This window comes from Streptomyces sp. NPDC107581, assembly GCF_055657175.1.
The window spans coordinates 670,308-692,418 of sequence record NZ_JBVKBH010000004.1 but is presented as its reverse complement, the minus strand read 5'-3'; the positions used below and the strand labels follow the sequence as shown (position 1 = coordinate 692,418).

Annotated in this window: 18 protein-coding genes and 1 riboswitch; of the genes, 8 read left to right on the top strand and 10 right to left on the bottom strand. The window is 71.9% G+C overall.

Annotated features, from left to right (window positions below):
- Positions 1 to 3 precede the first annotated feature (3 nt).
- From ACZ7P3_RS13350 to ACZ7P3_RS13330, 5 genes are all read left to right on the top strand, one after another.
- Positions 4 to 834 carry an FHA domain-containing protein gene (locus tag ACZ7P3_RS13350; RefSeq protein ID WP_472081028.1) on the top strand — a complete coding sequence of 277 codons (831 nt, stop codon included), beginning with the start codon at positions 4 to 6 and terminating at the stop codon, positions 832 to 834.
- Between the two features lie 38 nt (positions 835 to 872).
- Positions 873 to 1,610 (top strand): transcriptional regulator FtsR, encoded by a 738-nt coding sequence (gene ftsR, locus ACZ7P3_RS13345; protein WP_472081027.1) that lies wholly within the window; start codon positions 873 to 875, stop codon positions 1,608 to 1,610.
- An 85-nt stretch (positions 1,611 to 1,695) separates the two neighbouring features.
- Positions 1,696 to 2,169: a bifunctional nuclease family protein gene (locus ACZ7P3_RS13340; protein ID WP_026253112.1), complete on the top strand. Its 474-nt coding sequence runs from the start codon at positions 1,696 to 1,698 to the stop codon at positions 2,167 to 2,169.
- Positions 2,170 to 2,432: 263 nt separating this feature from the next.
- The gene (locus tag ACZ7P3_RS13335; protein ID WP_472081026.1) at positions 2,433 to 3,077 is read left to right on the top strand and encodes a MerR family transcriptional regulator; all 645 of its coding nucleotides are present in this window, start codon (positions 2,433 to 2,435) and stop codon (positions 3,075 to 3,077) included.
- Positions 3,078 to 3,235: 158 nt separating this feature from the next.
- Complete coding sequence (locus tag ACZ7P3_RS13330; protein WP_472081025.1) at positions 3,236 to 4,588, top strand: DNA polymerase IV; 1,353 nt, start codon at positions 3,236 to 3,238, stop codon at positions 4,586 to 4,588.
- A 224-nt stretch (positions 4,589 to 4,812) separates the two neighbouring features.
- Here the strand turns inward: ACZ7P3_RS13330 and ACZ7P3_RS13325 are convergent, their stop codons facing one another.
- Positions 4,813 to 5,181 (bottom strand): PRC-barrel domain-containing protein, encoded by a 369-nt coding sequence (locus tag ACZ7P3_RS13325; RefSeq protein WP_472081024.1) that lies wholly within the window; start codon positions 5,179 to 5,181, stop codon positions 4,813 to 4,815.
- A gap of 119 nt (positions 5,182 to 5,300) precedes the next feature.
- Positions 5,301 to 5,395: riboswitch (glycine riboswitch) on the top strand.
- A 174-nt stretch (positions 5,396 to 5,569) separates the two neighbouring features.
- Here ACZ7P3_RS13325 and gcvP point away from each other — a divergent pair.
- The gene (gene gcvP / locus ACZ7P3_RS13320) at positions 5,570 to 8,455 is read left to right on the top strand and encodes an aminomethyl-transferring glycine dehydrogenase (RefSeq protein WP_472081023.1); all 2,886 of its coding nucleotides are present in this window, start codon (positions 5,570 to 5,572) and stop codon (positions 8,453 to 8,455) included.
- A 53-nt stretch (positions 8,456 to 8,508) separates the two neighbouring features.
- Here gcvP and ACZ7P3_RS13315 read toward each other — a convergent pair whose 3' ends face one another.
- The 6 genes from ACZ7P3_RS13315 to ACZ7P3_RS13290 form a co-directional block, all read right to left on the bottom strand.
- On the bottom strand, positions 8,509 to 8,928 hold the full coding sequence (locus tag ACZ7P3_RS13315; RefSeq protein ID WP_472081022.1) for a TOBE domain-containing protein: 420 nt from the start codon (positions 8,926 to 8,928) through the stop codon (positions 8,509 to 8,511).
- A 28-nt stretch (positions 8,929 to 8,956) separates the two neighbouring features.
- Entirely contained in the window at positions 8,957 to 10,048 is a 1,092-nt protein-coding gene (locus ACZ7P3_RS13310) for an ABC transporter ATP-binding protein (protein ID WP_472081021.1), read from the bottom strand.
- A gap of 112 nt (positions 10,049 to 10,160) precedes the next feature.
- Complete coding sequence (modB, locus tag ACZ7P3_RS13305) at positions 10,161 to 11,018, bottom strand: molybdate ABC transporter permease subunit (RefSeq protein ID WP_472081020.1); 858 nt, start codon at positions 11,016 to 11,018, stop codon at positions 10,161 to 10,163.
- Positions 11,015 to 11,842 (bottom strand): molybdate ABC transporter substrate-binding protein, encoded by an 828-nt coding sequence (gene modA / locus ACZ7P3_RS13300; RefSeq protein WP_472081019.1) that lies wholly within the window; start codon positions 11,840 to 11,842, stop codon positions 11,015 to 11,017. The genes modB and modA overlap by 4 nt, the downstream gene beginning before the upstream one ends.
- 202 nt (positions 11,843 to 12,044) lie before the next feature.
- Positions 12,045 to 14,786 carry a molybdopterin-dependent oxidoreductase gene (locus ACZ7P3_RS13295; RefSeq protein ID WP_472081018.1) on the bottom strand — a complete coding sequence of 914 codons (2,742 nt, stop codon included), beginning with the start codon at positions 14,784 to 14,786 and terminating at the stop codon, positions 12,045 to 12,047.
- Positions 14,783 to 15,604, bottom strand: a complete 822-nt coding sequence (locus ACZ7P3_RS13290; RefSeq protein ID WP_472081017.1) for an FAD binding domain-containing protein — start codon at positions 15,602 to 15,604, stop codon at positions 14,783 to 14,785. The genes ACZ7P3_RS13295 and ACZ7P3_RS13290 overlap by 4 nt, the downstream gene beginning before the upstream one ends.
- 211 nt (positions 15,605 to 15,815) lie before the next feature.
- On the opposite strand from ACZ7P3_RS13290, the gene ACZ7P3_RS13285 reads away from it, so the two are divergent.
- Entirely contained in the window at positions 15,816 to 17,513 is a 1,698-nt protein-coding gene (locus ACZ7P3_RS13285; protein WP_472081016.1) for a helix-turn-helix domain-containing protein, read from the top strand.
- A gap of 82 nt (positions 17,514 to 17,595) precedes the next feature.
- Here the strand turns inward: ACZ7P3_RS13285 and ACZ7P3_RS13280 are convergent, their stop codons facing one another.
- The 3 genes from ACZ7P3_RS13280 to ACZ7P3_RS13270 all read right to left on the bottom strand — a co-directional run bounded on the left by ACZ7P3_RS13280 (position 17,596) and on the right by ACZ7P3_RS13270 (position 21,416).
- Positions 17,596 to 17,991 (bottom strand): TOBE domain-containing protein, encoded by a 396-nt coding sequence (locus ACZ7P3_RS13280; RefSeq protein ID WP_472081015.1) that lies wholly within the window; start codon positions 17,989 to 17,991, stop codon positions 17,596 to 17,598.
- 296 nt (positions 17,992 to 18,287) lie between these two features.
- Positions 18,288 to 20,240, bottom strand: coding sequence for an APC family permease (locus ACZ7P3_RS13275; RefSeq protein ID WP_472081014.1), 1,953 nt, complete (start codon positions 20,238 to 20,240; stop codon positions 18,288 to 18,290).
- A 645-nt stretch (positions 20,241 to 20,885) separates the two neighbouring features.
- On the bottom strand, positions 20,886 to 21,416 hold the full coding sequence (locus ACZ7P3_RS13270; protein WP_472081013.1) for a universal stress protein: 531 nt from the start codon (positions 21,414 to 21,416) through the stop codon (positions 20,886 to 20,888).
- A 323-nt stretch (positions 21,417 to 21,739) separates the two neighbouring features.
- Between ACZ7P3_RS13270 and ACZ7P3_RS13265 the strand changes: the two genes are divergently transcribed.
- Positions 21,740 to 22,090 (top strand): SAV_915 family protein, encoded by a 351-nt coding sequence (locus tag ACZ7P3_RS13265; RefSeq protein ID WP_472081012.1) that lies wholly within the window; start codon positions 21,740 to 21,742, stop codon positions 22,088 to 22,090.
- Positions 22,091 to 22,111 lie beyond the last annotated feature (21 nt).

Below are 22,111 nucleotides of genomic sequence, written 5' to 3'. Positions count from 1 at the left end.
CCCGTGAAGTTGTTTGCGAAGTTGTTCGGCAAGAGCGCGCGAGAGGGCAGCGACAATGCGACCGCTCGCCATCGCGCACAGCCTGACGCAGAGGGTCAGCGCCCGCTGTTCCGTGACCAGGTCGCTGGTCCGGGCGGTGACATTTCCGGAGGTCAGGGCGCGGCGTCTGTTGACCCTGCACAGTCCGGCGGCATAGGTTTCGGGCAACCGTCAACCTCAGGTGCGGGTGGAGGGTTTGCCTCCGGCCCGTACGCGTCCAATGCCCCGTCGGGACAGTCGCGGCAGGAGGATCCGTCCATGTCGGTCCTGGTATGTACGAGGTGCGGTAACCGCAACGCGGAGAGCGCCCGGTTCTGCTCCAACTGCGGCGCGCCGCTGCGCGCCGGGGTGGCGCCGGAGCGCGCCTCGGAGACGACGTCCACGATCTCCATCTCGGGTCTCGAGGCCTACGACGCCGAGGTGACCGGGCAGACCCAGGTGCCGATGCTCTCGCCCGAGGCGCAGGCCGCGGTCGACGCGCTGCCGCTGGGCTCGGCGCTGCTGGTGGTGCGCCGGGGGCCGAACTCGGGCAGCCGCTTCCTGCTGGACAGCGACCTGACCACGGCCGGCCGCCATCCGCAGAGCGACATCTTCCTGGACGACGTCACGGTCTCGCGGCGCCACGTGGAATTCCGGCGCTCCCCGGACGGCTCGTTCACGGTGGCCGACGTCGGCAGCCTGAACGGTACGTACGTCAACCGTGAGCGGATCGACCAGGTCCCTCTCTCGAACGGTGACGAGGTGCAGATCGGCAAGTACCGGCTGGTCTTCTACGCGAGCCGGCAGGGCATCTGACCCCCCGGATCCCGTCCGGGGGACCCCAGGGAAGGTCCATGCTTCAAACACCGAGCGGCGGTGCCCGAAGCGGTGCCGCCGCCGCGGACAGTGGGCTGATGAGCATCGGCACGGTGCTGAACGCGCTGCGCGACGAGTTCCCCGAAGTCACCATCTCCAAGATCCGCTTCCTGGAGTCGGAGGGGCTCATCGAGCCGCGGCGGACCCCGTCGGGGTACCGCAAGTTCAGTGCCGGGGACGTCGAGCGCCTCGGTCACGTCCTGAGGATGCAGCGGGACCACTATCTGCCGCTCAAGGTGATCCGCGAGCACCTGGCGGCCATGGAGCGGGGCGAGGCCGTCCAGCTGCCCGTGGTGGGCCGCCAGCGCACCGGGGCGGAGGCGCCGGAGCCGGCCGAGCGGCCCACGGTCGCCCGGGTCGGCAGGGCCGAGCTGCTGGCCGCCGCCGGCATCGACGAGGGTGAACTCGAGGAGTGGGCGTCGTACGGGCTCGTCGCTCCCCTGGAGGACGGTGCGTACGACGCCGAGGCCGTCACCGTGGTCGCGCTCGTCGCCGAGCTGGGCCGGTTCGGGATCGAGCCGCGCCACCTGCGGGTGATGAAGGCCGCGGCCGACCGTGAGGCGGGGCTCGTGGACCAGGTGGTGGCCCCCCTCAAGCGTCACCGCAACCCGCAGACCAGGGCCCACGCAGAGGACCGTACGAAGGAGCTGGCGCAGCTCACGGTGAAGCTGCACGCTGCACTGGTACAGACCGCACTGGGCGTACGGCTGCCCTGAGCGGCGGGGCGAGCGGTCGGCCGGATCGGGCACCTGTTCCCGGCCCGACTACCCAAACGTCCCGGGCACGGCCTAGGGTTGCTGTGTGAACGAGCTCGATGTCGTAGGTGTCCGGGTCGAAATGCCCTCCAACCAACCGATCGTGCTCCTGCGCGAAGTGGGAGGCGACCGTTACCTCCCCATCTGGATCGGGCCGGGGGAGGCGACGGCGATCGCCTTCGCCCAGCAGGGCATGGCCCCCGCGCGACCGCTGACCCACGACCTGTTCAAGGACGTGCTGGAGGCCGTCGGCCAGGAGCTGACCGAAGTACGCATCACGGATCTGCGTGAGGGCGTCTTCTATGCGGAGCTGGTCTTCGCCAGCGGGGTCGAGGTGAGTGCCCGTCCCTCCGACGCCATAGCGCTCGCCCTGCGGACCGGAACGCCGATCTACGGCAGCGACACGGTGCTGGACGACGCCGGCATCGCGATTCCGGACGAGCAGGAGGACGAGGTGGAGAAGTTCCGCGAGTTCCTCGACCAGATCTCGCCCGAGGACTTCGGCACCAGCAGTCAGTGAGGCGGGTCCGGCCGGGCGGTCCGAGGGGCCGTGACCGGCCGGACGGCGGTACGTCGACGCCTCCGGCGCCATGGCAATTGCCACCGGCCATTGAGAGCGTCCTACGGTCTCCCGCGAAAGCATTCGGCTAGCCTTTCCCCGCGGTGGGGCACGGGAAACCACTCCTGGGGTGATTATCACTCGGCGTGCCGAGTGTGGCGATCGTTGACGCACCCCTGGTGACTGCCTACCGTCGAGAAGGCAGGTCAAGGACGGAGGTCGGCGTGAGAACCAGCGGCGACGGTACGGTTGGGGGTGCCCCCGGACGCGGTCTCGGGGACAGTGGTCCGTACCCGCTTCACAGCAGCGCGGCCGATCACGCCCAGCAGCGACCGACGGCGGTGCCGAACGGCGGAGGGGCGGCGGCGATGACGTCCGAAGAGATCGGCTACCGCGGGCCCACGGCCTGCGCGGCCGCCGGCATCACCTACCGGCAGCTCGACTACTGGGCCCGCACCGGTCTCGTCGAGCCCAGCGTGCGGCCCGCCTACGGGTCGGGCACCCAGCGCCTCTACAGCTTCCGGGACATCGTCGTCCTGAAGATCGTGAAGCGGTTCCTGGACACCGGGGTCTCGCTGCAGAACATCCGCACGACCGTGCAGCACCTCAGGGAACGCGGTTTCCGCGACCTGGAGCGGATGACCCTCATGAGCGACGGTGCCACGGTGTACGAGTGCACCTCGCCCGACGAGGTCCACGCCCTGCTCCAGGGCGGTCAGGGCATCTTCGGGATCGCCGTCGGCGTGGTCTGGCGGGACGTGGAAAGCGCGCTCTCCCAGCTGCACGGCGAGCGCATCGACACCGGTGAGACGCTGGTCGGGCACAATCCCGCCGACGAACTGGCACGGCGCCGCAACCGGGCCGTCTGAACGCGGGGCCCGCACCCGGGGCGTCCTGAACGCGGGGCCCGCACCCGGAGCGTCCTGAACGCGGCTGCCGCCCTCATGGGGCCGTCCGGGCGTCGGAGCCCTGTTCCGGGCCGCTCCGTGCCGGTCCATTGTCAGTGGCGTGGTGCAGCATCGGAGATGTGAGAAACGCGCCCACGATCCTGCATCTCGACATGGATGCCTTCTACGCCTCGGTGGAGCAGGCATCCAAGCCGAGCCTGCGTGGGAAGGCCGTCGTCGTGGGCGGACTGGGGCCGCGCGGGGTGGTGGCCACGGCGTCCTACGAGGCACGGGTGTTCGGAGTCCATTCGGCGATGCCGATGGCCCAGGCCCGTCGGCTGGCGCCGAACGCCGCCTACCTGGTGCCGCGCTTCGCCCTGTACCGGTCGGTCAGCGAGCAGGTGATGGCGCTGCTGCAGGAGCTCTCGCCGCTGGTGGAGCCGCTGAGCCTGGACGAGGCGTTCGTGGATCTGGAGGCCACAGGAGCCGCCTGGGACGAGGAGTCGGCCCGCCTGGTCGGAGTCAGGCTGCGCGGCGACATACGGGCACTCACGGGCCTCACGGGGTCGGTGGGGCTGGCCGCCTCCAAGATGCTCGCGAAGATCGCCTCGGAGCAGGCCAAGCCCGACGGACTCGTGCTCATCGAGCCCGGGACCGAGCGGGCGCTGCTGGGACCCCTGCCGGTGCGGACCCTGCCCGGTATCGGACCGGCCACCGGGGACCACTTGCGGCGGGCCGGGATCACCACGGTCGAGGAGCTGGCCGAGGCGGGCGAGGACGAACTCGTACGGCTGCTGGGCAAGGCGCACGGGCATGCGCTGCACGCCATGGCGCTGGCGCGTGACGACCGGCCCGTGGTGGCCGAGCGGGAGACCAAGTCGGTATCGGTCGAGGACACCTATGACGTGGACATCCACGACCGGCTGAGGGTGGGGCTGGAGGTGCAGCGGCTCGCCGACCGGTGCGTGCGCCGGCTGCGCGAGGCGGGACTGTCCGGGCGGACCATCGTGCTGAAGGTGCGACGATACGACTTCTCGACGCTGACCCGCTCCGAGACGCTCAGGGGCCCCACGGACGACCCCGCGGTGATCCGGGAGGCGGCGGCGCGGCTGCTGGAGTCCGTCGACACCACGGGCGGGGTGCGGCTGCTCGGTGTGGGGGTCTCCGGGCTCGCCGACTACACCCAGGAGGACCTGTTCGCGCAGGCGGCGGGCGAGCGGTCCGCATCCGCGCAGGCGCCGGAGGAGGCCGTGCCCGAGGCCGTTGAGCAGCCGGAGCCCGCGGAGCGGCACTGGCGTGCCGGGCACGATGTGCGGCATGCCGAGTACGGGCACGGCTGGGTGCAGGGCAGTGGCCTGGGGCGGGTCACCGTGCGCTTCGAGACGCCGCAGTCCGGGCCGGGGCGGGTGCGTACGTTTCGGGTGGAGGACCCTGAGCTGGAGTTGGCGGAGCCGCTGCCGTTGGTGCCGGGTGGGGTGGACGCCGAGCTGTAGTCCCGTTCGCTGCGGGGTGCGGGTTGGCTGTGGTTTTGCGCGGTTCCTCGCGCCCCTGGGGTGGGTGGGGGTGCTGGTTGGTGTGTGGGGTGCGGGTTGGCTGTGGTTTTGCGCAGCTCCCCGCGCCCCTGGGGGCGGGGGTGCTGGTTCGTGTGTGGGGTGGGGTTCGTTGTGGTGTTTGCGCAGCTTCCCGCTGCCCCTGGAGGGGCGGTCGTGGGGGGATCTCAGGTTTCCTCGGTGCCTGCCAGTTTGCCGAAGTCGTGGTCCGGGAGGGGTGGCGGGGCCACGTCCAGGCCGTAGTGGTGGTAGAGCTGGAGTTCCTGCTCGGGAGAGAGGTGACGGCCCACGCCGAAGTCGGGGGCGTCCTTGATGAGCGCGCGGTCGTAGGGGACCTGGAGGGCGCCCTCGACCAGTTCGCTCGGCTCCAGGGGGACGAAGGCGTCCCGGGAGAACAGGCCGGTGCGTATGGCCGCCCACTCCGGCACTCCCGTCGCGTCGTCGAGGTACACCTCGTCGACGGTGCCGATCTTGGTGCCACTGCGGTCGAACGCCTTGCGGCCGATCAGGTTGCGCGGATCGATGTCGGTCTGCACGGTCCCTCTCCCTCCACTTGGTCGCAACTCATCCGTAAGCACTACAAAAGAGCACATTCAAGGAGGCGGCCACTCGAGGGCTCGGGCGTTGACCTCGCTGGTACGCTGACAGCGGCTGCTGACCCCGTGCGGGAGAGTCCTCCGACCACCTCGGAGGCGCCGAAGGAGCAAATCCTCCCCGGAATCTCTCAGGCTCACGTACCGCACGGACGAGGTCACTCTGGAAAGCAGGGCGAGTGTCGACGGCACCCGCCCTCACCGACGGTGAAAGCCGGGACCCACGGGCGCCCGGTGAAACTCTCAGGTTGAGATGACAGAGGGGGAGGCCGTCGGGGTAACCGCGCCGTGGTGCCCCTCGAAGGTCGCGTCAGACCAGGAGGCCTCCGCAATGACCGCCCATCGCATTCCGCTCTCCGAGCTCGAAGCGGGCATCCCCTTCGAACAGCGCCACATCGGGCCCGACCAGGAGGCGCGGGCCAAGATGCTCGCGCACGTCGGCTACGGCTCGCTCGACGAGCTGACCGCCGCCGCGGTCCCGGACGTGATCAAGAACGCGGACGCCCTGGACCTGCCGGGCGCCCGCACCGAGGCCGAGGTGCTCGCCGAGCTGCGCTCGCTCGCCGACCGCAACCAGGTCCTCGGCTCGATGATCGGGCTCGGCTACCACGGCACCTTCACCCCGCCGGTCATCCTGCGCAACGTCATGGAGAACCCGTCCTGGTACACGGCCTACACGCCGTACCAGCCGGAGATCTCTCAGGGCCGCCTGGAGGCCCTGCTGAACTTCCAGACGATGGTCGCCGAGCTCACCGGCCTGCCCACCTCCGGCGCCTCCCTGCTGGACGAGGGCACCGCGGCCGCCGAGGCGATGTCGCTGTCCCGGCGCATGGGCAAGAACAAGAAGGGCATCTTCCTGGTCGACGCGGACGCGCTGCCGCAGACCATCGCCGTCATCGAGACGCGTGCGGAGCCGACCGGTGTCGAGGTCGTCGTGGCCGACCTCAGCGACGGCATTCCGGCCGACATCGCCGCGCGCGAGATCAACGGCGTGCTGATCCAGTACCCGGGCGCCTCCGGCGCCGTACGCGACCTCAAGCCGGTCATCGACCAGGCGCACGAGCTGGGCGCCCTCGTCACCGTCGCCGCCGACCTGCTCGCGCTCACCCTGCTGACCTCGCCGGGCGAGCTGGGCGCGGACATCGCCGTGGGCACCACCCAGCGCTTCGGTGTGCCGATGGGCTTCGGCGGGCCGCACGCGGGCTACATGGCGGTGCACGAGAAGTTCGCGCGCAGCCTGCCCGGCCGTCTCGTCGGCGTCTCCGTCGACGCCGACGGGCACAAGGCCTACCGCCTCGCGCTGCAGACCCGTGAGCAGCACATCCGCCGCGAGAAAGCCACCAGCAACATCTGCACGGCGCAGGTGCTGCTCGCCGTGATGGCCGGCATGTACGCCGTCTACCACGGCCCCGAGGGCCTGCGGGCCATCGCCCGCCGCACCCACCGCTACGCCACGATCCTCGCCGAGGGCCTGAAGGCCGGCGGTGTCGAGATCGTCCACGGCGCCTACTTCGACACCCTCACCGCGCGCGTGCCCGGCAAGGCCGCCGAGATCGTCGCCGCGGCCTGCGCGGGCGGTGTCAACCTGCGCCTGGTCGACGCCGACCACGTCTCCCTCGCCTGCGACGAGACCACCAACCGCGCCCAGCTGGACGCCGTCTTCGCCGCCTTCGGTGTCGCGGGCGACATCGAGGCGCTGGACGTGACGGCCGCGGACACCCTGCCCGAGGGCCTGCTCCGCTCCGACGACTTCCTCGCCCACCCGGTCTTCCACGACCACCGCTCCGAGACCGCGATGCTGCGCTACCTGCGCAAGCTCGCCGACCGCGACTACGCGCTCGACCGCGGCATGATCCCGCTGGGCTCCTGCACCATGAAGCTCAACGCGACCACCGAGATGGAGCCGGTCACCTGGCCCGAGTTCGGCCAGCTGCACCCCTTCGTCCCCGCCGAGCAGGCCGAGGGCTACCTCACGCTCATCCGCGAGCTGGAGGAGCGTCTCGCCGAGGTCACCGGCTACGACAAGGTCTCGCTCCAGCCGAACGCGGGTTCGCAGGGCGAGCTGGCCGGTCTGCTGGCCGTGCGCGGCTACCACCGGGCCAACGGCGACGAGCAGCGCACGGTGTGCCTGATCCCGTCCTCCGCGCACGGCACCAACGCCGCCAGCGCCGTGATGGCCGGGATGAAGGTCGTCGTCGTGAAGACCGCCGAGGACGGCGAGATCGACGTCGAGGACCTGCGGGCCAAGATCGAGCAGCACCGCGACGAGCTGGCGGTGCTGATGATCACGTACCCGTCGACGCACGGCGTCTTCGAGGAGCACGTCGCCGACATCTGCGCCCAGGTGCACGAGGCGGGCGGCCAGGTGTACGTCGACGGCGCCAACCTCAACGCCCTGGTCGGCCTCGCCAAGCCGGGCCACTTCGGCGGTGACGTCTCGCACCTGAACCTGCACAAGACCTTCTGCATCCCGCACGGCGGCGGCGGCCCCGGCGTCGGCCCGGTCGCGGTCCGCGCGCACCTGGCGCCGTACCTGCCCAACCACCCGCTGCAGCCGGCGGCCGGTCCGGAGACGGGCGTCGGCCCGATCTCGGCGGCGCCGTGGGGCAGCGCGGGCATCCTGCCCATCTCGTGGGCGTACGTCCGTCTGATGGGCGGCGAGGGCCTCAAGCGCGCCACCCAGGTGGCCGTGCTCTCCGCGAACTACATCGCCAAGCGCCTGGAGCCGCACTACCCGGTGCTCTACACCGGCCCCGGCAACCTGGTCGCGCACGAGTGCATCATCGACCTGCGCCCGCTGACCAAGGCGACCGGCGTGAGCGTGGACGATGTCGCCAAGCGGCTCATCGACTACGGCTTCCACGCGCCGACCATGTCCTTCCCGGTGGCCGGCACGCTGATGATCGAGCCGACCGAGTCCGAGGACCTGGCCGAGCTGGACCGTTTCTGCGACGCGATGATCGCCGTTCGCGCCGAGATCGAGAAGGTCGGCTCCGGCGAGTGGCCCGCCGAGGACAACCCGCTGGCCGGCGCGCCGCACACCGCCGCCGCGCTCGGCGGTGAGTGGAAGCACGCCTACACCCGCGAGGAGGCCGTCTTCCCGGCCGGGGTCTCGGCCGCCGACAAGTACTGGCCGCCGGTGCGCCGCATCGACCAGGCCTTCGGCGACCGCAACCTGGTCTGCTCCTGCCCGCCGCTGGACGCGTACGAGGACTGAGTGAGTGCGTGAGGGCCCCCGTCCGGGCACGGGCGGGGGCCCTCACGCATGCTCTACGCCGTTGCCAGCGCGACTTCGGTCGACTTGATCAGCGCGATCACGTCCGAGCCCACGAAGAGGCCGAGGGCCTCGGCGGCGTCCTTGGTGATCACCGCCGTGAGTTCGCCGCCGGCCACGGAGATCTTCACGGAGGCCATGGCTCCGCCGAGGACGAGATGGACGATCGCGCCGGGCAGCCGGTTGCGGATGGACACGCCGTCGACCCCGCTCGTGGCGAGGGAGATCTCCGTCGACTTCACCAGCGCGCGGACACGCGAGTCCGGGGCGAGGCCGAGCTGCTCGACGGCCTCCGTGGTGATGGCCGCCATGAGCTCCTGCCCGCCGTCCAGACGGAGCCTGACCGTGGCCATGACCTCGCCGGGGCGGACCTCGGTGACGGTGCCGGGGAGCTGGTTGCGGATGCTCAGTGTCATGGGCACCCACGGTAGAGCGCGTGTCCGTTCAGGCAGGGTATGCGTGCGTCTGGGTCGCCTTCACCGTCGCCCAGACAGCTGCGCCCGGGTGCAGGTCCAGCTCGGCCGCGGCAACCGTGGTGAGATCGGCGGCCAGGGACAGCTCGCCGGTGAGGTCGGCGCGGATCTGGTCGCCGTGGGTCTCGAGCCCCGCGACCTCACAGCGCCACAGGTTGCGGGCGCTGCTGCCGGTGGGCCGGTCCCGGAAGAGGGTGACGGCGACCGGCGGGAACGCCACGAAGACCGGCCCGGTCAGGTCCTCCGTGGTCGTGATCGACGGCCCCGCCCCGAGTCGTACGGTGTGCCCCTCGGCCACTCCCCGGTAGAGGTTGAGGCCGACCAGCTGGGCGATGTAGTCGGTACGCGGGCGGCGGGCGATCTCGGACGGAGCGCCCTCCTGGACGACCCGGCCGTGCTCGACGACCACCAGCCGGTCGGCGAGCACCATGGCGTCGAGCGGATCGTGTGTGACCAGAACGGCGACCGCCTCGAACTCGGCCAGATGGCGGCGGAGCTGGGCGCGCACCTCCAGCCGGGTGCGGGCGTCCAGGGCCGCGAGCGGCTCGTCCAGGAGCAGCAGCCGGGGCCGGGTGGCGAGCGCGCGGGCGAGCGCTACGCGCTGGGCCTGGCCGCCGGAGAGACGGCGGGGCTTGGCGCCGGCGTGCTCGGCGAGGCCCATCCGGTCCAGCCAGGCCGCGGCCTGCGCGCGGGCCTCGGCCTTGGTGGAGCCCTGGCAGCGCGGCCCGAAGGCCACGTTGTCCAGGGCGGACAGGTGCGGGAAGAGCAGATAGTCCTGGAACACGACGCCGACCGGGCGGGACTCCGGCGGGATGTGTTCCAGGGAGGCGCCGTCCAGCCGCAGATGGCCGTCGCTGAGGGGGACCAGACCGGCGAGGGCGCGCAGCGCGGTGGTCTTGCCGGCGCCGTTCGGACCGAGGAGCGCGACGACGTCCCCGGGTGCGGCGGCCAGCCGGACGTCGAGCCGGAAGGAGCCCTGGACCACGACGAGGTGGGCGTCCAGCCCCTGCTCGCCCACGGCCTTGGGCGCGAGGTCCGCCTCGGGGGCGTCGATGTCGGTCATGAAGGGAACGTCCAGCGGGGTCTCGTCGGGGGCGTGGTCTGGTCGTACAGCGTGGTCGGCGGGGCGGTGTGCCGTCGTACACGTCCGATGGTCCCCCATGCGCGTCCGGCCGTCAGGAGCCGGTCAGCCACCGGTCGCGCAGTCCCGCCAGTACGGCGATGGACACGGCCAGCAGGACCAGGCTGAGGGCGATGGCCGCGTCGGGGTCGTTCTGCAGGGCGAGGTAGACCGCGAGGGGCATGGTCTGGGTGCGGCCGGGGAAGTTCCCGGCGAAGGTGATCGTGGCCCCGAACTCGCCGAGCGCACGGGCCCAGGCCAGGACGGCGCCCGCGGCGATGCCGGGGGCGATCAGCGGCAGGGTGACCCGGCGGAAGGCGGTGAAGCGGGAGGCCCCCAGCGTGGTGGCCGCCTCCTCGAAGCGCGGATCGGCGGCACGCAGGGTGCCCTCGACGCTGATGACCAGGAACGGCATCGCGACGAACGCCTCCGCGATGACGACCCCCGTGGTGGTGAACGGCAAGGTGATCCCGAACCAGGAGTCGAGCCACTTGCCGACGACTCCGTTGCGGCCCAGGGCGAGCAGCAGAGCCACACCGCCGACCACCGGCGGGAGCACCAGGGGCAGGGTCACCAGAGCGCGGACCAGGCCCCGGCCGGGAAACTCCGTACGGGCCAGCAGCCAGGCCAGCGGTACGCCGAGCACGAGGCTGACGGCGGTCGCGGCCGTGGCGCTGATGAGGGACAGCTGGAGCGCCTGCCACACCTCGGCGCTGGTCAGCAGGTCCGGCAGGCTGCGCCAGGGAGCGCGGACGAGCAGGGCGATCAGCGGCAGCAGCAGGAACGCCAGGGCCGCCAGGCCCGGCACGAGCAACGGGAGGGGCGCTCCGTGCCGTGCCGTCCGGACGCGACGGCGCCGCGGCCCACCCGTGCGGGGGTCGGCCGCGGCGCCGGGCTTGTCGAGCGAGGTCACGGCTTGAGGAACCCGGCCTGGCTCAGGACCTGCTGGCCCTCGGCGGACTGCACCAGCGCAATGAACTCCTTGGCCGCCTGGGCGTTCTTGGCGTCCTTCAGCTGGGCGATCGGGTAGTCGTTGATGGCCTTGGCCGACTCGGGGAACTCCACGCCCTCCACCTTGCCGCCCGCCGCCTTCACATCGGTCTTGTAGACCACCGCGGCGTCGGCCTCCTTCAGCACCACCTTGTTGAGGGCGGACTTGACGTCCTGCTCGTAGGAGACCGGGGTGAGCTTGAGGCTGCTGGCGTCCAGCGCCTTCTGCGCGGCGGCGCCGCACGGCACGGTCTTGTCGCACAGGACGACCTTCAGACCGGACTTGGTGAGGTCCTTCAGGGAGGCCACCTTGTCGGGGTTGCCCGGCAGGGTGGCGATCTCCAGCTGGTTGCGGACGAAGGTGGCCGGGGTGCCGACCGCGTCCTGCTTGTCGGTCACGATCTTCATCGTCTTGGGGCTGGCGGCGGCGAAGACGTCCGCCGGGGCACCGCTGGTGATGCTCGCGGCGAGCGTGTCGCTGCCGCCGAAGTTGAAGTTGACCTTGGTGCCGGGGTGCTCCTTCTCGAACTGCTTGCCCAGGGTCGTGAAGCTCTCCTTGAGGGAGGCGGCGGCGAACACGTTGATGTCGCCGGAGAGCTTGGGGGAGGCGGAGGACGAGGAGTCCGACTTGTCCGACTTCGTCGAGGAGTCGTCGGAGGAGGAGCAGGCGCTGAGTGCCATCAGGGCGGCGGCTCCCGCCCCGGCCAGCTGCAGCATTCGGCGGGTCCGGCGCACGGAACGGGTCATCACGGATCTACTCCTCAGGATCTTGGAACATCGGTCGCGCCCTGCCACAGCCGGTTTCCGGCCGTTCGGCGATGATACTGCCGCATGTGCCAGGTGTAAGTCTCCTGTCACATTGCATGAGCTGCATACATGGGACGTGCGGTTGGCATGTGCGTTTGTACGGCTCTCCGGCACGGGTACGGTCCCGCCACCGGCAGCGGGATCACCGCGATCCGGGTGGCCGGGGGCTGCCGTCCCGGCCGTCCAGCGCCAGCCACACCCGGTCGCGCGTCAGCGGCAGCTCCGTGAACCGCACGCCGGTCGCATCCCGCACGGCGTTGGCCAGGGCCGGGGCGACCGGATTGAACGGGCTCTCGCTCATCGACTTGGCGCCCAGCGGTCCGATCGCGTCGGCGGTTTCCATGAAGTGCACCTCGGTACGCGGCACGTCCGCGTACTGGGGGAGCCGGTAGCGGCGGAAGGCGGCCGTGTCCACCGCGCCCCGCTCGTCCAGCCGTACCTGTTCGAAGAGCGTGGCGCCGAGCGCCTGGGTGACCCCGCCCTCGACCTGCCCCCTGCACTGCATCGGGTTCATCACCTTGCCCGCGTCGGCGGCGTGCACGCTGCGCAGGATGCGGATCGCCCCGGTGCCGGGGTCGACCGCCACCCGGAACCAGTGCGCGTTGAAGGCGACCGAGCGCGGGGTGCCGCCGAAGTGCCCGTCGGCGGCAAGGTCCAGGCCGACCGCGCGGGCGGCGGCGTACACCTCCTTCAGCAGGAGCCGGCCGCCCGGGTGCAGCACCGCCTCCTCCGCCAGCCGGCAGTGCTCGCGGGCCGTGCCGAGATGGGCGGCGGCGAAGTCGAGCAGCTGGTCGGCGAGGGCGCGGGAGGCGCGCAGGGTGGCCTTGCCGGCGACCACCGTGCCGGTGGAGGCGAAGGCACCGGTGTCGTGCCGCACGACGTCCGTGTCGGACTGGCGGATGGTGATCCGGTCGACGGTGGTGGCGAGTTCACCGGCCGCGATCTGCTTGTGCACGGTCGTGGTGCCGTTGCCGAACTCGGCCGTTCCGACGGCCAGATCGAAGGTGCCGCCGGACAGCAGGGCGGCCTTGGCGTCGGCGATGTGGCCGCCGGGCGGGCCGGTCGCGATCATCGCCAGGGCCGCGCCCTCGCCGACCAGCCAGCCGTCCGGGACGGGTTCGGCGGGCGGCTGCGCCTGCGCCCGGCGGACGATGCCCACACACTGGTCGAGGCCGTAGCTCGCGATGTGCAGGTCCTCCTCGTGGCCGCCGGGCGTGAGCATCGGGTCGTCGGGGCCGATGATGTTGCGCGCCTTGAACTCCAGCGGGTCCAGACCGAGTCGGCGGGCCAGCTCGTCCAGCGCGGACTCCACCGCGAACAGCACCTGGCCGAGGCCGTAGCCGCGGAAGGCACCCGCCGGGACGGTGTGCGTGTACACCGAGAAGGCGTCGACCTTCTTGTGCGCGGCGCGGTAGACCGCCATGGACTCGCCGACGCTGTGGAACATCACGGCCGGGCCGTGATTGCCGTAGGCGCCCGTGTTCGCGACCACGCGCAGCTGGAGGGCGGTCAGGGTGCCGTCGCGGCGGGCGCCCGCCTTCACCCGGATCGTGAAGGGGTGGCGGGTGGTCGCGCCGTAGAACTGCTCGGCGCGGGTGTACTCCAGCTTCACCGGCCGGCGCAGCTCCAGTACGGCCAGCGCCACGATGTCCTCGACCAGCATCTCCTGCTTGCCGCCGAATCCGCCGCCCACCCGGCCCGCGACCACCCGGACCTGATCCTCGGGCAGGTCGTAGAGGGCGCACAGGGCGCGCCGGGTGAGGAACGGGGTCTGGGAGCTGGTGCGCACGCTCAGCCGGCCGTCCTCGTCGATCCAGGCGACCGCGCCGTGCGTCTCCAGGCTGGCGTGCTGGACGCGCTGGGTGCGGAAGGTCTCGTCGTAGACGACGTCCGCCTCGGCGAAGCCGGCCGCCACGTCGCCGATCTCGCCGTGTGCCTCGCCGACGACGTTGGCCTCGGGGCGGGAGATCCGGGCGGTGGCCGCGTCCTTGTCGTGGACGACCGGAGCCCCCGGCCGCATGGCCTCCTCGGGGTCGAGGACGGCGGGCAGCACCTCGTACGTCACCTCGATGCGGCGGCAGCCCTCCTCGGCGGCCGCCTCGCTGTCGGCGACGACCGCCGCCACGCGCTGACCGATGTAGCGCACGGTGTCGTCCAGGACCCGGGTGTCGTCCGGGTCCTCCGTGGGGTGCTCGTGACGGGCGGTGGAGAAGTGCCGCTCGGGGGCGTCGTGATGGGTGAACACGGCCTGGACGCCGGGGACGCGCAGGGCGGCGGAGGTGTCGATCGCCAGGATGCGGGCGTGGGCGTGCGGGGAACGCAGCAGCTTCATGTGCAGCAGGCCGGGCACGTCGATGTCGAACGTGTACCGGGCGGTGCCGGTGACGACCTGGGGGCCGGCCGGTGCGGGCAGGCTGCGGCCGACGGACTCGCCCGGCGCCGGTTCCTCGGTGTTCTTGACCCCGCGCACGGCGTCCTCGATGGCACGGTAGCCGGTGCAGCGGCACAGGTTGCCCTTGAACGCCCGCGGCAGGTCGGCCAGTTTGTCCTCGTCGAGGGCCGCCGTGGTCATCAGGAAGCCGGCCGTGCAGAAGCCGCACTGGAAGCCCTGGGCGTCGAGGAACTTCTGCTGGACGGGGTGGAGTTCGCCGTCCGGGGAGGCCAGGCCCTCGACCGTGGTGACGCTGTGGCCGTCGGCCCGGAAGGCCGGGTACAGACAGCTGTGCACGGGCGCGCCGTCGACGTGGACCGTGCAGGCGCCGCAGTCACCCGCGTCGCAGCCCTTCTTCACCCCGAACCAGCCGCGTTCGCGCAGGTAGGTGCGCAGGCACTGGCCGGGGCGGGGCTCGTCCCCGAAGGACCGTCCGTTGATCTCGACGTTCATCGCGACTCCTTCGCCAGCTCCCGGCGGATCTCCTCCGCCAGCCGGAAGGTCATGTGGCGCCGCCACGCGGGCAGCCCGTGGATGTCGTCGAACCACTCGTCGTCCGCGACCGCCGCCTCGATCGCCGCCCGCAGATCCCCGGCCGTCGGCGGCAGCGGGAACCACAGCCGCACCGGGCGGACCGTCGCGGCGGTCACGGTGACGGCGACGGAGTGGTCGAGCGGGTCGAGCGTGCCGATCACGAGGACCCCGGAGCGGCCGAGCCCGTACAGGGAGGCCTGCCGGAACGCGGTACGGCAGCCCAGGGCGCGGGCCGGCAGGGTCACCGAGCGCAGCAGTTCGCCCTCGGCGAGGTCCTTGCGGCCCGCGCCGGTGACGAACCGGGTGACGTGGACCTGGCGCCGGGCGCCGTCCTGGGCGATGAGCAGGCAGGAACCGTCGAGGGCCGCCGTGAGGGAGATCATCGGGCCCGCGGGCAGGCCGTTGCACAGGTTTCCGCCGACCGTCGCCATGTTCCAGATCTTGAACGAGGCCAGGAACGCGCGGCAGCACTGCTCGAACAGGGGCGCCGCGGGAGCCGGCAGCGTCCGTGCGTGGCGGGAGAGCTGGGCGATGGTGCAGGTGGCGGCGATCTCCAGCGAGCCGTCCGGCAGCTGCTGCACGGGTGTCCAGCCCATGCGGCTCAGGTCGACCAGGCGCCGCAGATGCGGCTGGGGCTCGGAGAACAGATACGTCCCGCCGCCCAGCCAGGCGTCGCCGGGCCGCCAGGGCGCAGGCTGCCGGGCATCGCGTATGCCGGTCACCGTGTTCAGGTCCATGGCTTGAAGTGAACCAACGCGTACCCCGCCCGGACGACTGGTGCGGAGCACGGAAACTCCGACGTCCCCGGTGCCCGTACTGGAGGATCAACCAGGAAGCATTCCACTCCCTGCGGCTTGCATTTACGATGTTTTCTCTCGTACTCACCTCGTGAATGCGAGAGGCCGGGCGTTCTGTCCGCCGCCCGGCAGCCGTACGAGGAGCCAGCACATGCACGTCGAACACCTCCTGGGGGACGCTTCCCTCGGGCTGCGCCTGCTGTGGGCGGAGGACGCTCTGCTGAGGCGTGAAATCAGCGGTGTGACCGTGACGGACCTGGAGGACCCGGCCCGGTTCGTACGGCCCGGGGAGGTCGTGCTCAGCGGGCTGGTGTGGTGGTCGCCGGACGGCGGCACGGGCAAGGCGGAACGGTTCGTATCCGCGCTGAAGGGGGCGGGGGCCGCGGCGCTGCTCGCGGGCGAGGAGACGCACGGGAACGTGCCGGACGACCTGGTCGAGGCATGCGTGCGGCACGGGGTGCCGGTGGCCGGGGTGCCGGCGCACATCATGTTCCGGGCGATCACCGACACGGTGTACCTGCGGCAGTGGGGCGAGCTGAGCCGCCGTCATGCGCTGCTCCAGCACGCGCTGCCGGAGAACGCGCGGGTACGGCTCAGCCGGCTCCTCTCCCAGGAGACCGGGCCCGACGGCCTCCTCGCCGCCGCCTTCGCCCACCTCGAACCGGTCGCCGCCCATGTGTTCACGCCCTCGGGGCGGACCGTCGCGGCCACGCCGGGCGCCCCGCGTGTCGCCGCGCGGCAGGCGGTCGCGCTCATGGCGGACGGTACCGGCGTGACCGTGTCCGTCGAGTCCGACAGCGCCTCGCCCTACGAGCGCTGGCTGCTCTACCTGCCCGACCCGGACAGCGCCCCGCCGCGCATGCTGCACGAGGTCGCCACGGTCCTGAGCCACTGCCAGGAGGCCGCCGTCCGGCGCCGGCCGGCCGAGCGCCGGGCCGCGGACGAGCTGGGCGCCCTGCTCGCCGCGCCGGATCCGGGGGCCGGGGAGGTGGAGGCCGCGCTGCGCCGGTGCGGAGTCCCGGAGGCCGGGCCGTACCGGGTGGTCGTCGCCGATGCCGGGCGGCGTCCGCCAGGGGCCTCCGAGGCGGCGCTGGCGGAGGTGGCCGGGCATGTGGTGGCGGAGGCCGGGCCCGGTGCGGCGGGAGACGCGAAGCGGTCCGGGCTCGGTGTGGTGGGAGACCTGAGGCGGTCCGGGCCGGGAGCTGCGGGAGGGGTGAAGCGGTCCGGGCCGGGCGCGGGTGACGTGACGCCGGAGGCGGCGGATGACGGAGGCGCTGCCGGGCTCGGGGCGGCGGAGGCCGTGGCGGGTGCCCCGGTCGTGGGGGCGCTGCCGGACGGGTGCGCGTTCGCGGTGCTGGCCGGCGTGCCCGACGGACTCCTGGACGAGGTCTGGGCGCTGGTCGCCGACTCCGTGTCCGGCGTGACCCTGCACGGTGGCACCGGGACGGCTGCCGGTCCCGAGGGGCTGGGCGGGGCGCTGGCCCAGGCCCGTTATGCGCTGACCTCGGCCCGTACCACCGCGCCGGACGCCTCCCGCCTCACCGACGCCACCGCCCTGACCGGCCTCGACACCCTGCTCACCGGTGTGCCGGCCGACGTCCGCGCCGCCTACAGCCGTACGGTCCTCGGCCCGCTGCTGGACGCCGACCGCGCCGGCACCGCCGTACTGCTGAGCACCCTGGAGACGTTCCTCGCCTGCGACGGGTCGTGGGCGCGTACCGCGCAGGCCCTGCACCTGCACGTCAACACCGTGCACTACCGGATTCAGCGCATCGAGCACTTCACCGGGCGGGATCTGTCCCGGCTGAGCGACCGGCTCGACCTGTGGGCGGCGCTGCTGTGCCGGTGAACGTGATGGTGGGAGTGCCGGTGAAGGTGCCGGTGAAGGTGCCGCTGAACGTGGCGGTGAGTGTGCCGGTGAACGTGCCGGGTCAGACGCGGTCGATGTGCACGTTGGTGGACTTCACCCGCGCGGTGGCCTCCATCCCGACCTCCAGACCCAGTTCCTCCACGGCCTCCCGGGTCAGCAGTGACACCAGACGGTGCGGGCCCGCCTGGATCTCCACCTGGGCGGCGACGTCACCGAGCTTGATGGCGGTGACGATGCCCGGGAAGGCGTTGCGGACCGAGGTGTAGGAGGCGTCCTCCTCGACGTTGCCCCCCTTGGCCAGCTCGACCGAGAACGCGGCGAGGTCCTTGCCGTCGATGAGGCGGCGCCCGGCCTCGTCGCGATGGGTGGTCATCCGGCCGGCGTCGGCCCAGCGGCGGGCGGTGTCCGGGCTCACGCCGAGAAGCCGTGCGGCCTGGCCGATCGTGTAGGACTGCATGCAGGTCACGATAGGGCCACGGCACGGGATGGGTGGACGTGGGGCCGTCGCGGCGGCCGTTCGGCGGGAGGACGGCGACGGGCCGAGACGCGTGCGGCCGTACGGCCCGGGGTGCCTCCGCGGGTCTCGCGGGCTCTGTGGTTCCCCCGGGTCTAGTGATCAACCCCGGACGTTGCGATTCCCCCGCCTCAGACGGGCCCTGTGTTTCTCCCGGGCCGGGGCGCCGGCCCAGGGGTTCGCCCGGGCCGGTGCGCGCCGGTCCTGTTGTTCGCCGGTCATCGGCGGCGGTGCAGGTCTCAGCCGGTGTGCACGCGCGGGCGCCGGTCGCGGTCGGGCTCCGCCTCGCGCAGCACCTCACGGGTGACCGGGGCGACCTCACCCTGGCCGAAGAGGAAGAAGCGCAGGAAGTTGGCGAACGGGTTGCCCTCGGTCCACTCGAAGTAGATGTGCGGGGTGCAGCCGGTCATGTCGCGGGCGTGGAGGAGGAGCGCGGCCAGCGCGTTGGGGATGGAGGCGGACTCCACGGTCAGGACGCGGTAGCGGTTGTGCAGGACCTCGCCGCGCACGGTCAGGCACGCCTCGAACTCGGAGGGGTCGGTCACCGTGACCTCGACGAAGACGAAGTCCTCCTGCTCGGGCATCTCGTTGTCGGCCCGGATCTGCTCGACCTTGTCGCGGTACTCGGCCTTGTCGCGCCGGTCGGGCTCGTTGGCGATGAACCGCATCTTGCGGCTGGCCATATCCCTGACGAAACGTTCCGCCATCGGATCCATCGTCACGCTGGTCACGCGCAGCTCGAAGGCGCGGGCCAGCCGCGACAGCAGCGAGACCAGGATGATGCCCGCGATGAAACAGGCGCCGATCTTCACACCGTCCGGGCGCTCGATGACGTTCACGACGGTGGTGTAGAGGAACACCACCGAGATGACCGCGAACGTGATGGCCCAGCCCCGCTGGCCCGCCTTGCGGGAGGCGATGGTCACCGCGATCGCCGCGGAGCTGATCAGCACCAGCACGCCGGTGGCGTACGCGCCGCCCTGCGCGTCGACGTTGGCGTCGAAGATCCAGGTGACCAGGAAGGCGATCAGGGTGAAGACGATGACCATCGGGCGGACGGCCCGCGCCCAGTGCGGGGCCATGCCGTAGCGGGGCAGATAGCGCGGCATCAGGTTGAGCAGGCCGGCCATGGCGGAGGCACCCGCGAACCACAGGATGGCGATGGTCGAGACGTCGTAGACCGTGCCGAAGGCGTTGCCGAGGTACTCGTGCGCGAGGTACGCGAGCGCACGGCCGTTGGCCTGGCCGCCGGTCTTGAACTCGTCCGCCGGGATCAGCAGCGTGGTGATGAAGCTGGTGGCGATCAGGAAGCAGCTCATGATCAGAGCGGCGGTGGTCAGCAGCTTCTTGGTGTCCCGGATCCGGCCGGTCGGGCGCTCCTCGGTGTCGTCCGCGTCGCCCTGGACGTGCGGCATGACGGCGACGCCGGTCTCGAAGCCGGACAGGCCGAGCGCAAGCTTCGGGAAGACGATCAGGGCCACGCCGATCATGACGAACACATTGCCGTGTTCCGTGGTCAGGGCGGTGGTCCAGTCGGTGATCACGTGCCCGGCGGTGACGACGTGGTACAGGCCGACGATCACTACGACCAGGTTGAGCGCGAGGTAGATGCCGACCAGGGCGACGGCGACGCCGATGGCCTCCAGGAAGCCCTTGAGGAACACCGCGCCCAGCAGGGCCACCAGGAAGAGGGTGATGATCATCTGGTGGTCGTGGAGCGTGCTGGTGAGGTGCGGGTTCTCCACCAGGTGGGTGGAGGCGTCGGCGGCGGAGAGAGTGATGGTGATCAGGAAGTCGGTGGCCGCGAAGCCCAGCAGGGTCAGCACGAACAGCTTGCCCTGCCAGAAGGAGAGCAGCCGCTCCAGCATGGCGATGGAACCCTCGCCGTGCGGGCTCTCCTCGGCGACCCGGCGGTACACCGGAAGGGCGCCCGCCAGGGTGACTATGACGAGCACGATGGTGGCGACGGGCGAGAGCAGACCGGCCGCCAGGGCCGCGATGCCCGGCTGGTAGCCGAGGGTCGAGAAGTAGTCGACACCCGTCAGGCACATCACGCGCCACCAGCGCTGGCCCTTGTGGGCGGGCTCCGGTTCGGCGTGCGGTCCGGTGTGGCCACCGTGCTTGCCCATGTCGGACAGCCCCTCCAGCATCCAGGCGCGCAGGCGACTGGGGGGGTGCTCGGTCGTGACCATCGGCGTGCTCCTGGTGTGTGGCTCAGCTGTTTCAAGCCATCACGCGGACGGCGGCACCAGCGTATGCAGAGAGTGACGTCAGGGCCCGCGGATCGGTGGTCCGGGGGCGTCAATCTTGCGTTAAGAATGACCCGGCAGGAGGAGGTGACGCATCAAGAAACGGAGGCCCGGAGGCCGGTCGGGCGCTTTGGGCTGTATGAGGGAATGTCCTGGGCAGCGGGGGCCGCGGACCTCGTACCGGACACCGTGCGTCATCTCGTACGACGTCTCCATGCTGCCCCGGTCGACGCGAATCCGCAGCCGCAGCGACACGCCCGGGGCACCGGTGCCCGGCCTCGGCCCCGGTGCCCGAGCCGGGAAGCGGCAGGGCCTGCGGAACACGGCCGCGCGGCACCCCGAAGGGACTCCGCCGCACCCTGACGGTGCCTCAGGGCACTCCGGCCGGGCCTCAGGGCACACCGGCCGGGCCTCAGGGCACACCGGCCGTGCTTCATGGCACCCGGGCCGTGCTTCACGGCACTGTGACAGCGCCTCGGCACTTTGGCAGCGCATCGGCACTCTGCCGGCACCTGACCGCACCCTGATGGCACGCACCTGGGACCGGGCCGTCGGACGAGGCCGCGGTCGGGCCGGCCGGCGCGGCCGTCACAGGCCCCGGGTGTCCATGCGCAGATGCCATGTGTTGCGCCGGTGGACCGCCACCAGATCGGACTGCAGCGGCGACGGCGGAACCGCGAGGACCGGGCAGACGGCGTGGGCGAGGCAGTGCCGGGACACCCGGCCAGAGAAGGCGCGCTGCAGTCCGCGCCGTCCGGCGCCCACGACCAGGACGTCGTTCTCGCGGTCCGCGGTCGCCACCAGGGCCCTGCCCGGGGTGCCGCGCACGATCACGGCGTGCATCGGCACGCCCGGGCCGTCCTCGCCGAAGATCTCCTCGAGCACGGACGCCAGCCGCTGCTTGGCGAGCCGCTGCCACTCCTCGACCAGCAGGCCGCCGGCCGGCGAGCGGCGCGCGGCGGGATCACCGCCGGGCGGCTCCCAGGCCAGCACCGGCCATAGCTCGGCTCCCAGACGCCGGGCCAGCGCGGTGGCCCGGCGCAGAGCCGTGACGCTGCCCAGGGAACCGCTCACGCCCACCACCACACGGGCGGCCGCCGAGGCGTCGTAACCGGACATGACTTCACCGTTCCTCACGGGTGCCCGCGGGCGCTTCCCGCGGACCGACCCGCTTGCGGGGCCTCCCTCTCATCCCACTCCTGCGCAGGCGGTTCGACCAGCCGGGGGACCGAATTCCTGGCAGGTTCCTGACGTACTCGGGCGCCTCGGCACGGGCTCACGTCAGCATCGCGTCAGCGTCGCCCCCGTCCCCGTCAGCATCGCGTCAGGAGATGTCGGTGGACCGGCACCGACGGGCATAGCGTCGAGACAGCCCCGGCTCCGCCTCCCCGCGTCCGGGGCACCTCAAGGCCGGCCCAGCCCATCCGCCCAGGAGGCGACCCATGCCCGAACTCCTCTGCGACGACGATCCGGAGCCTTCCGAACGCACCCCGGCCGGACTGCTGTTCGTGCCGGTCCGGCCGGGTCCCGCGGGGTGTGCGACCCGTTTGTTCCGCACCCCCCTGGGCGGCCGCACGGCCGTCGCCTTCACCTCCGTGCACCGGCTGGCCGGCACGCTCGGCCCCGGTCAGCCGTGGATCCGGCTCGCCGAGCCCGCGCTGCGCTCGCTGACGGCGCCGCTCGGGGTCACCGCCCTCACCGTCGACCCCTCGTTGTCGGCCCCGCCACCCGGACCCGCCGCGCAGGCAGTGCAGCTCCCGGCCTTCCGGGTCACCGAAGGGAGCGCCCGATGACCACCCTGCACGGGACCGCGG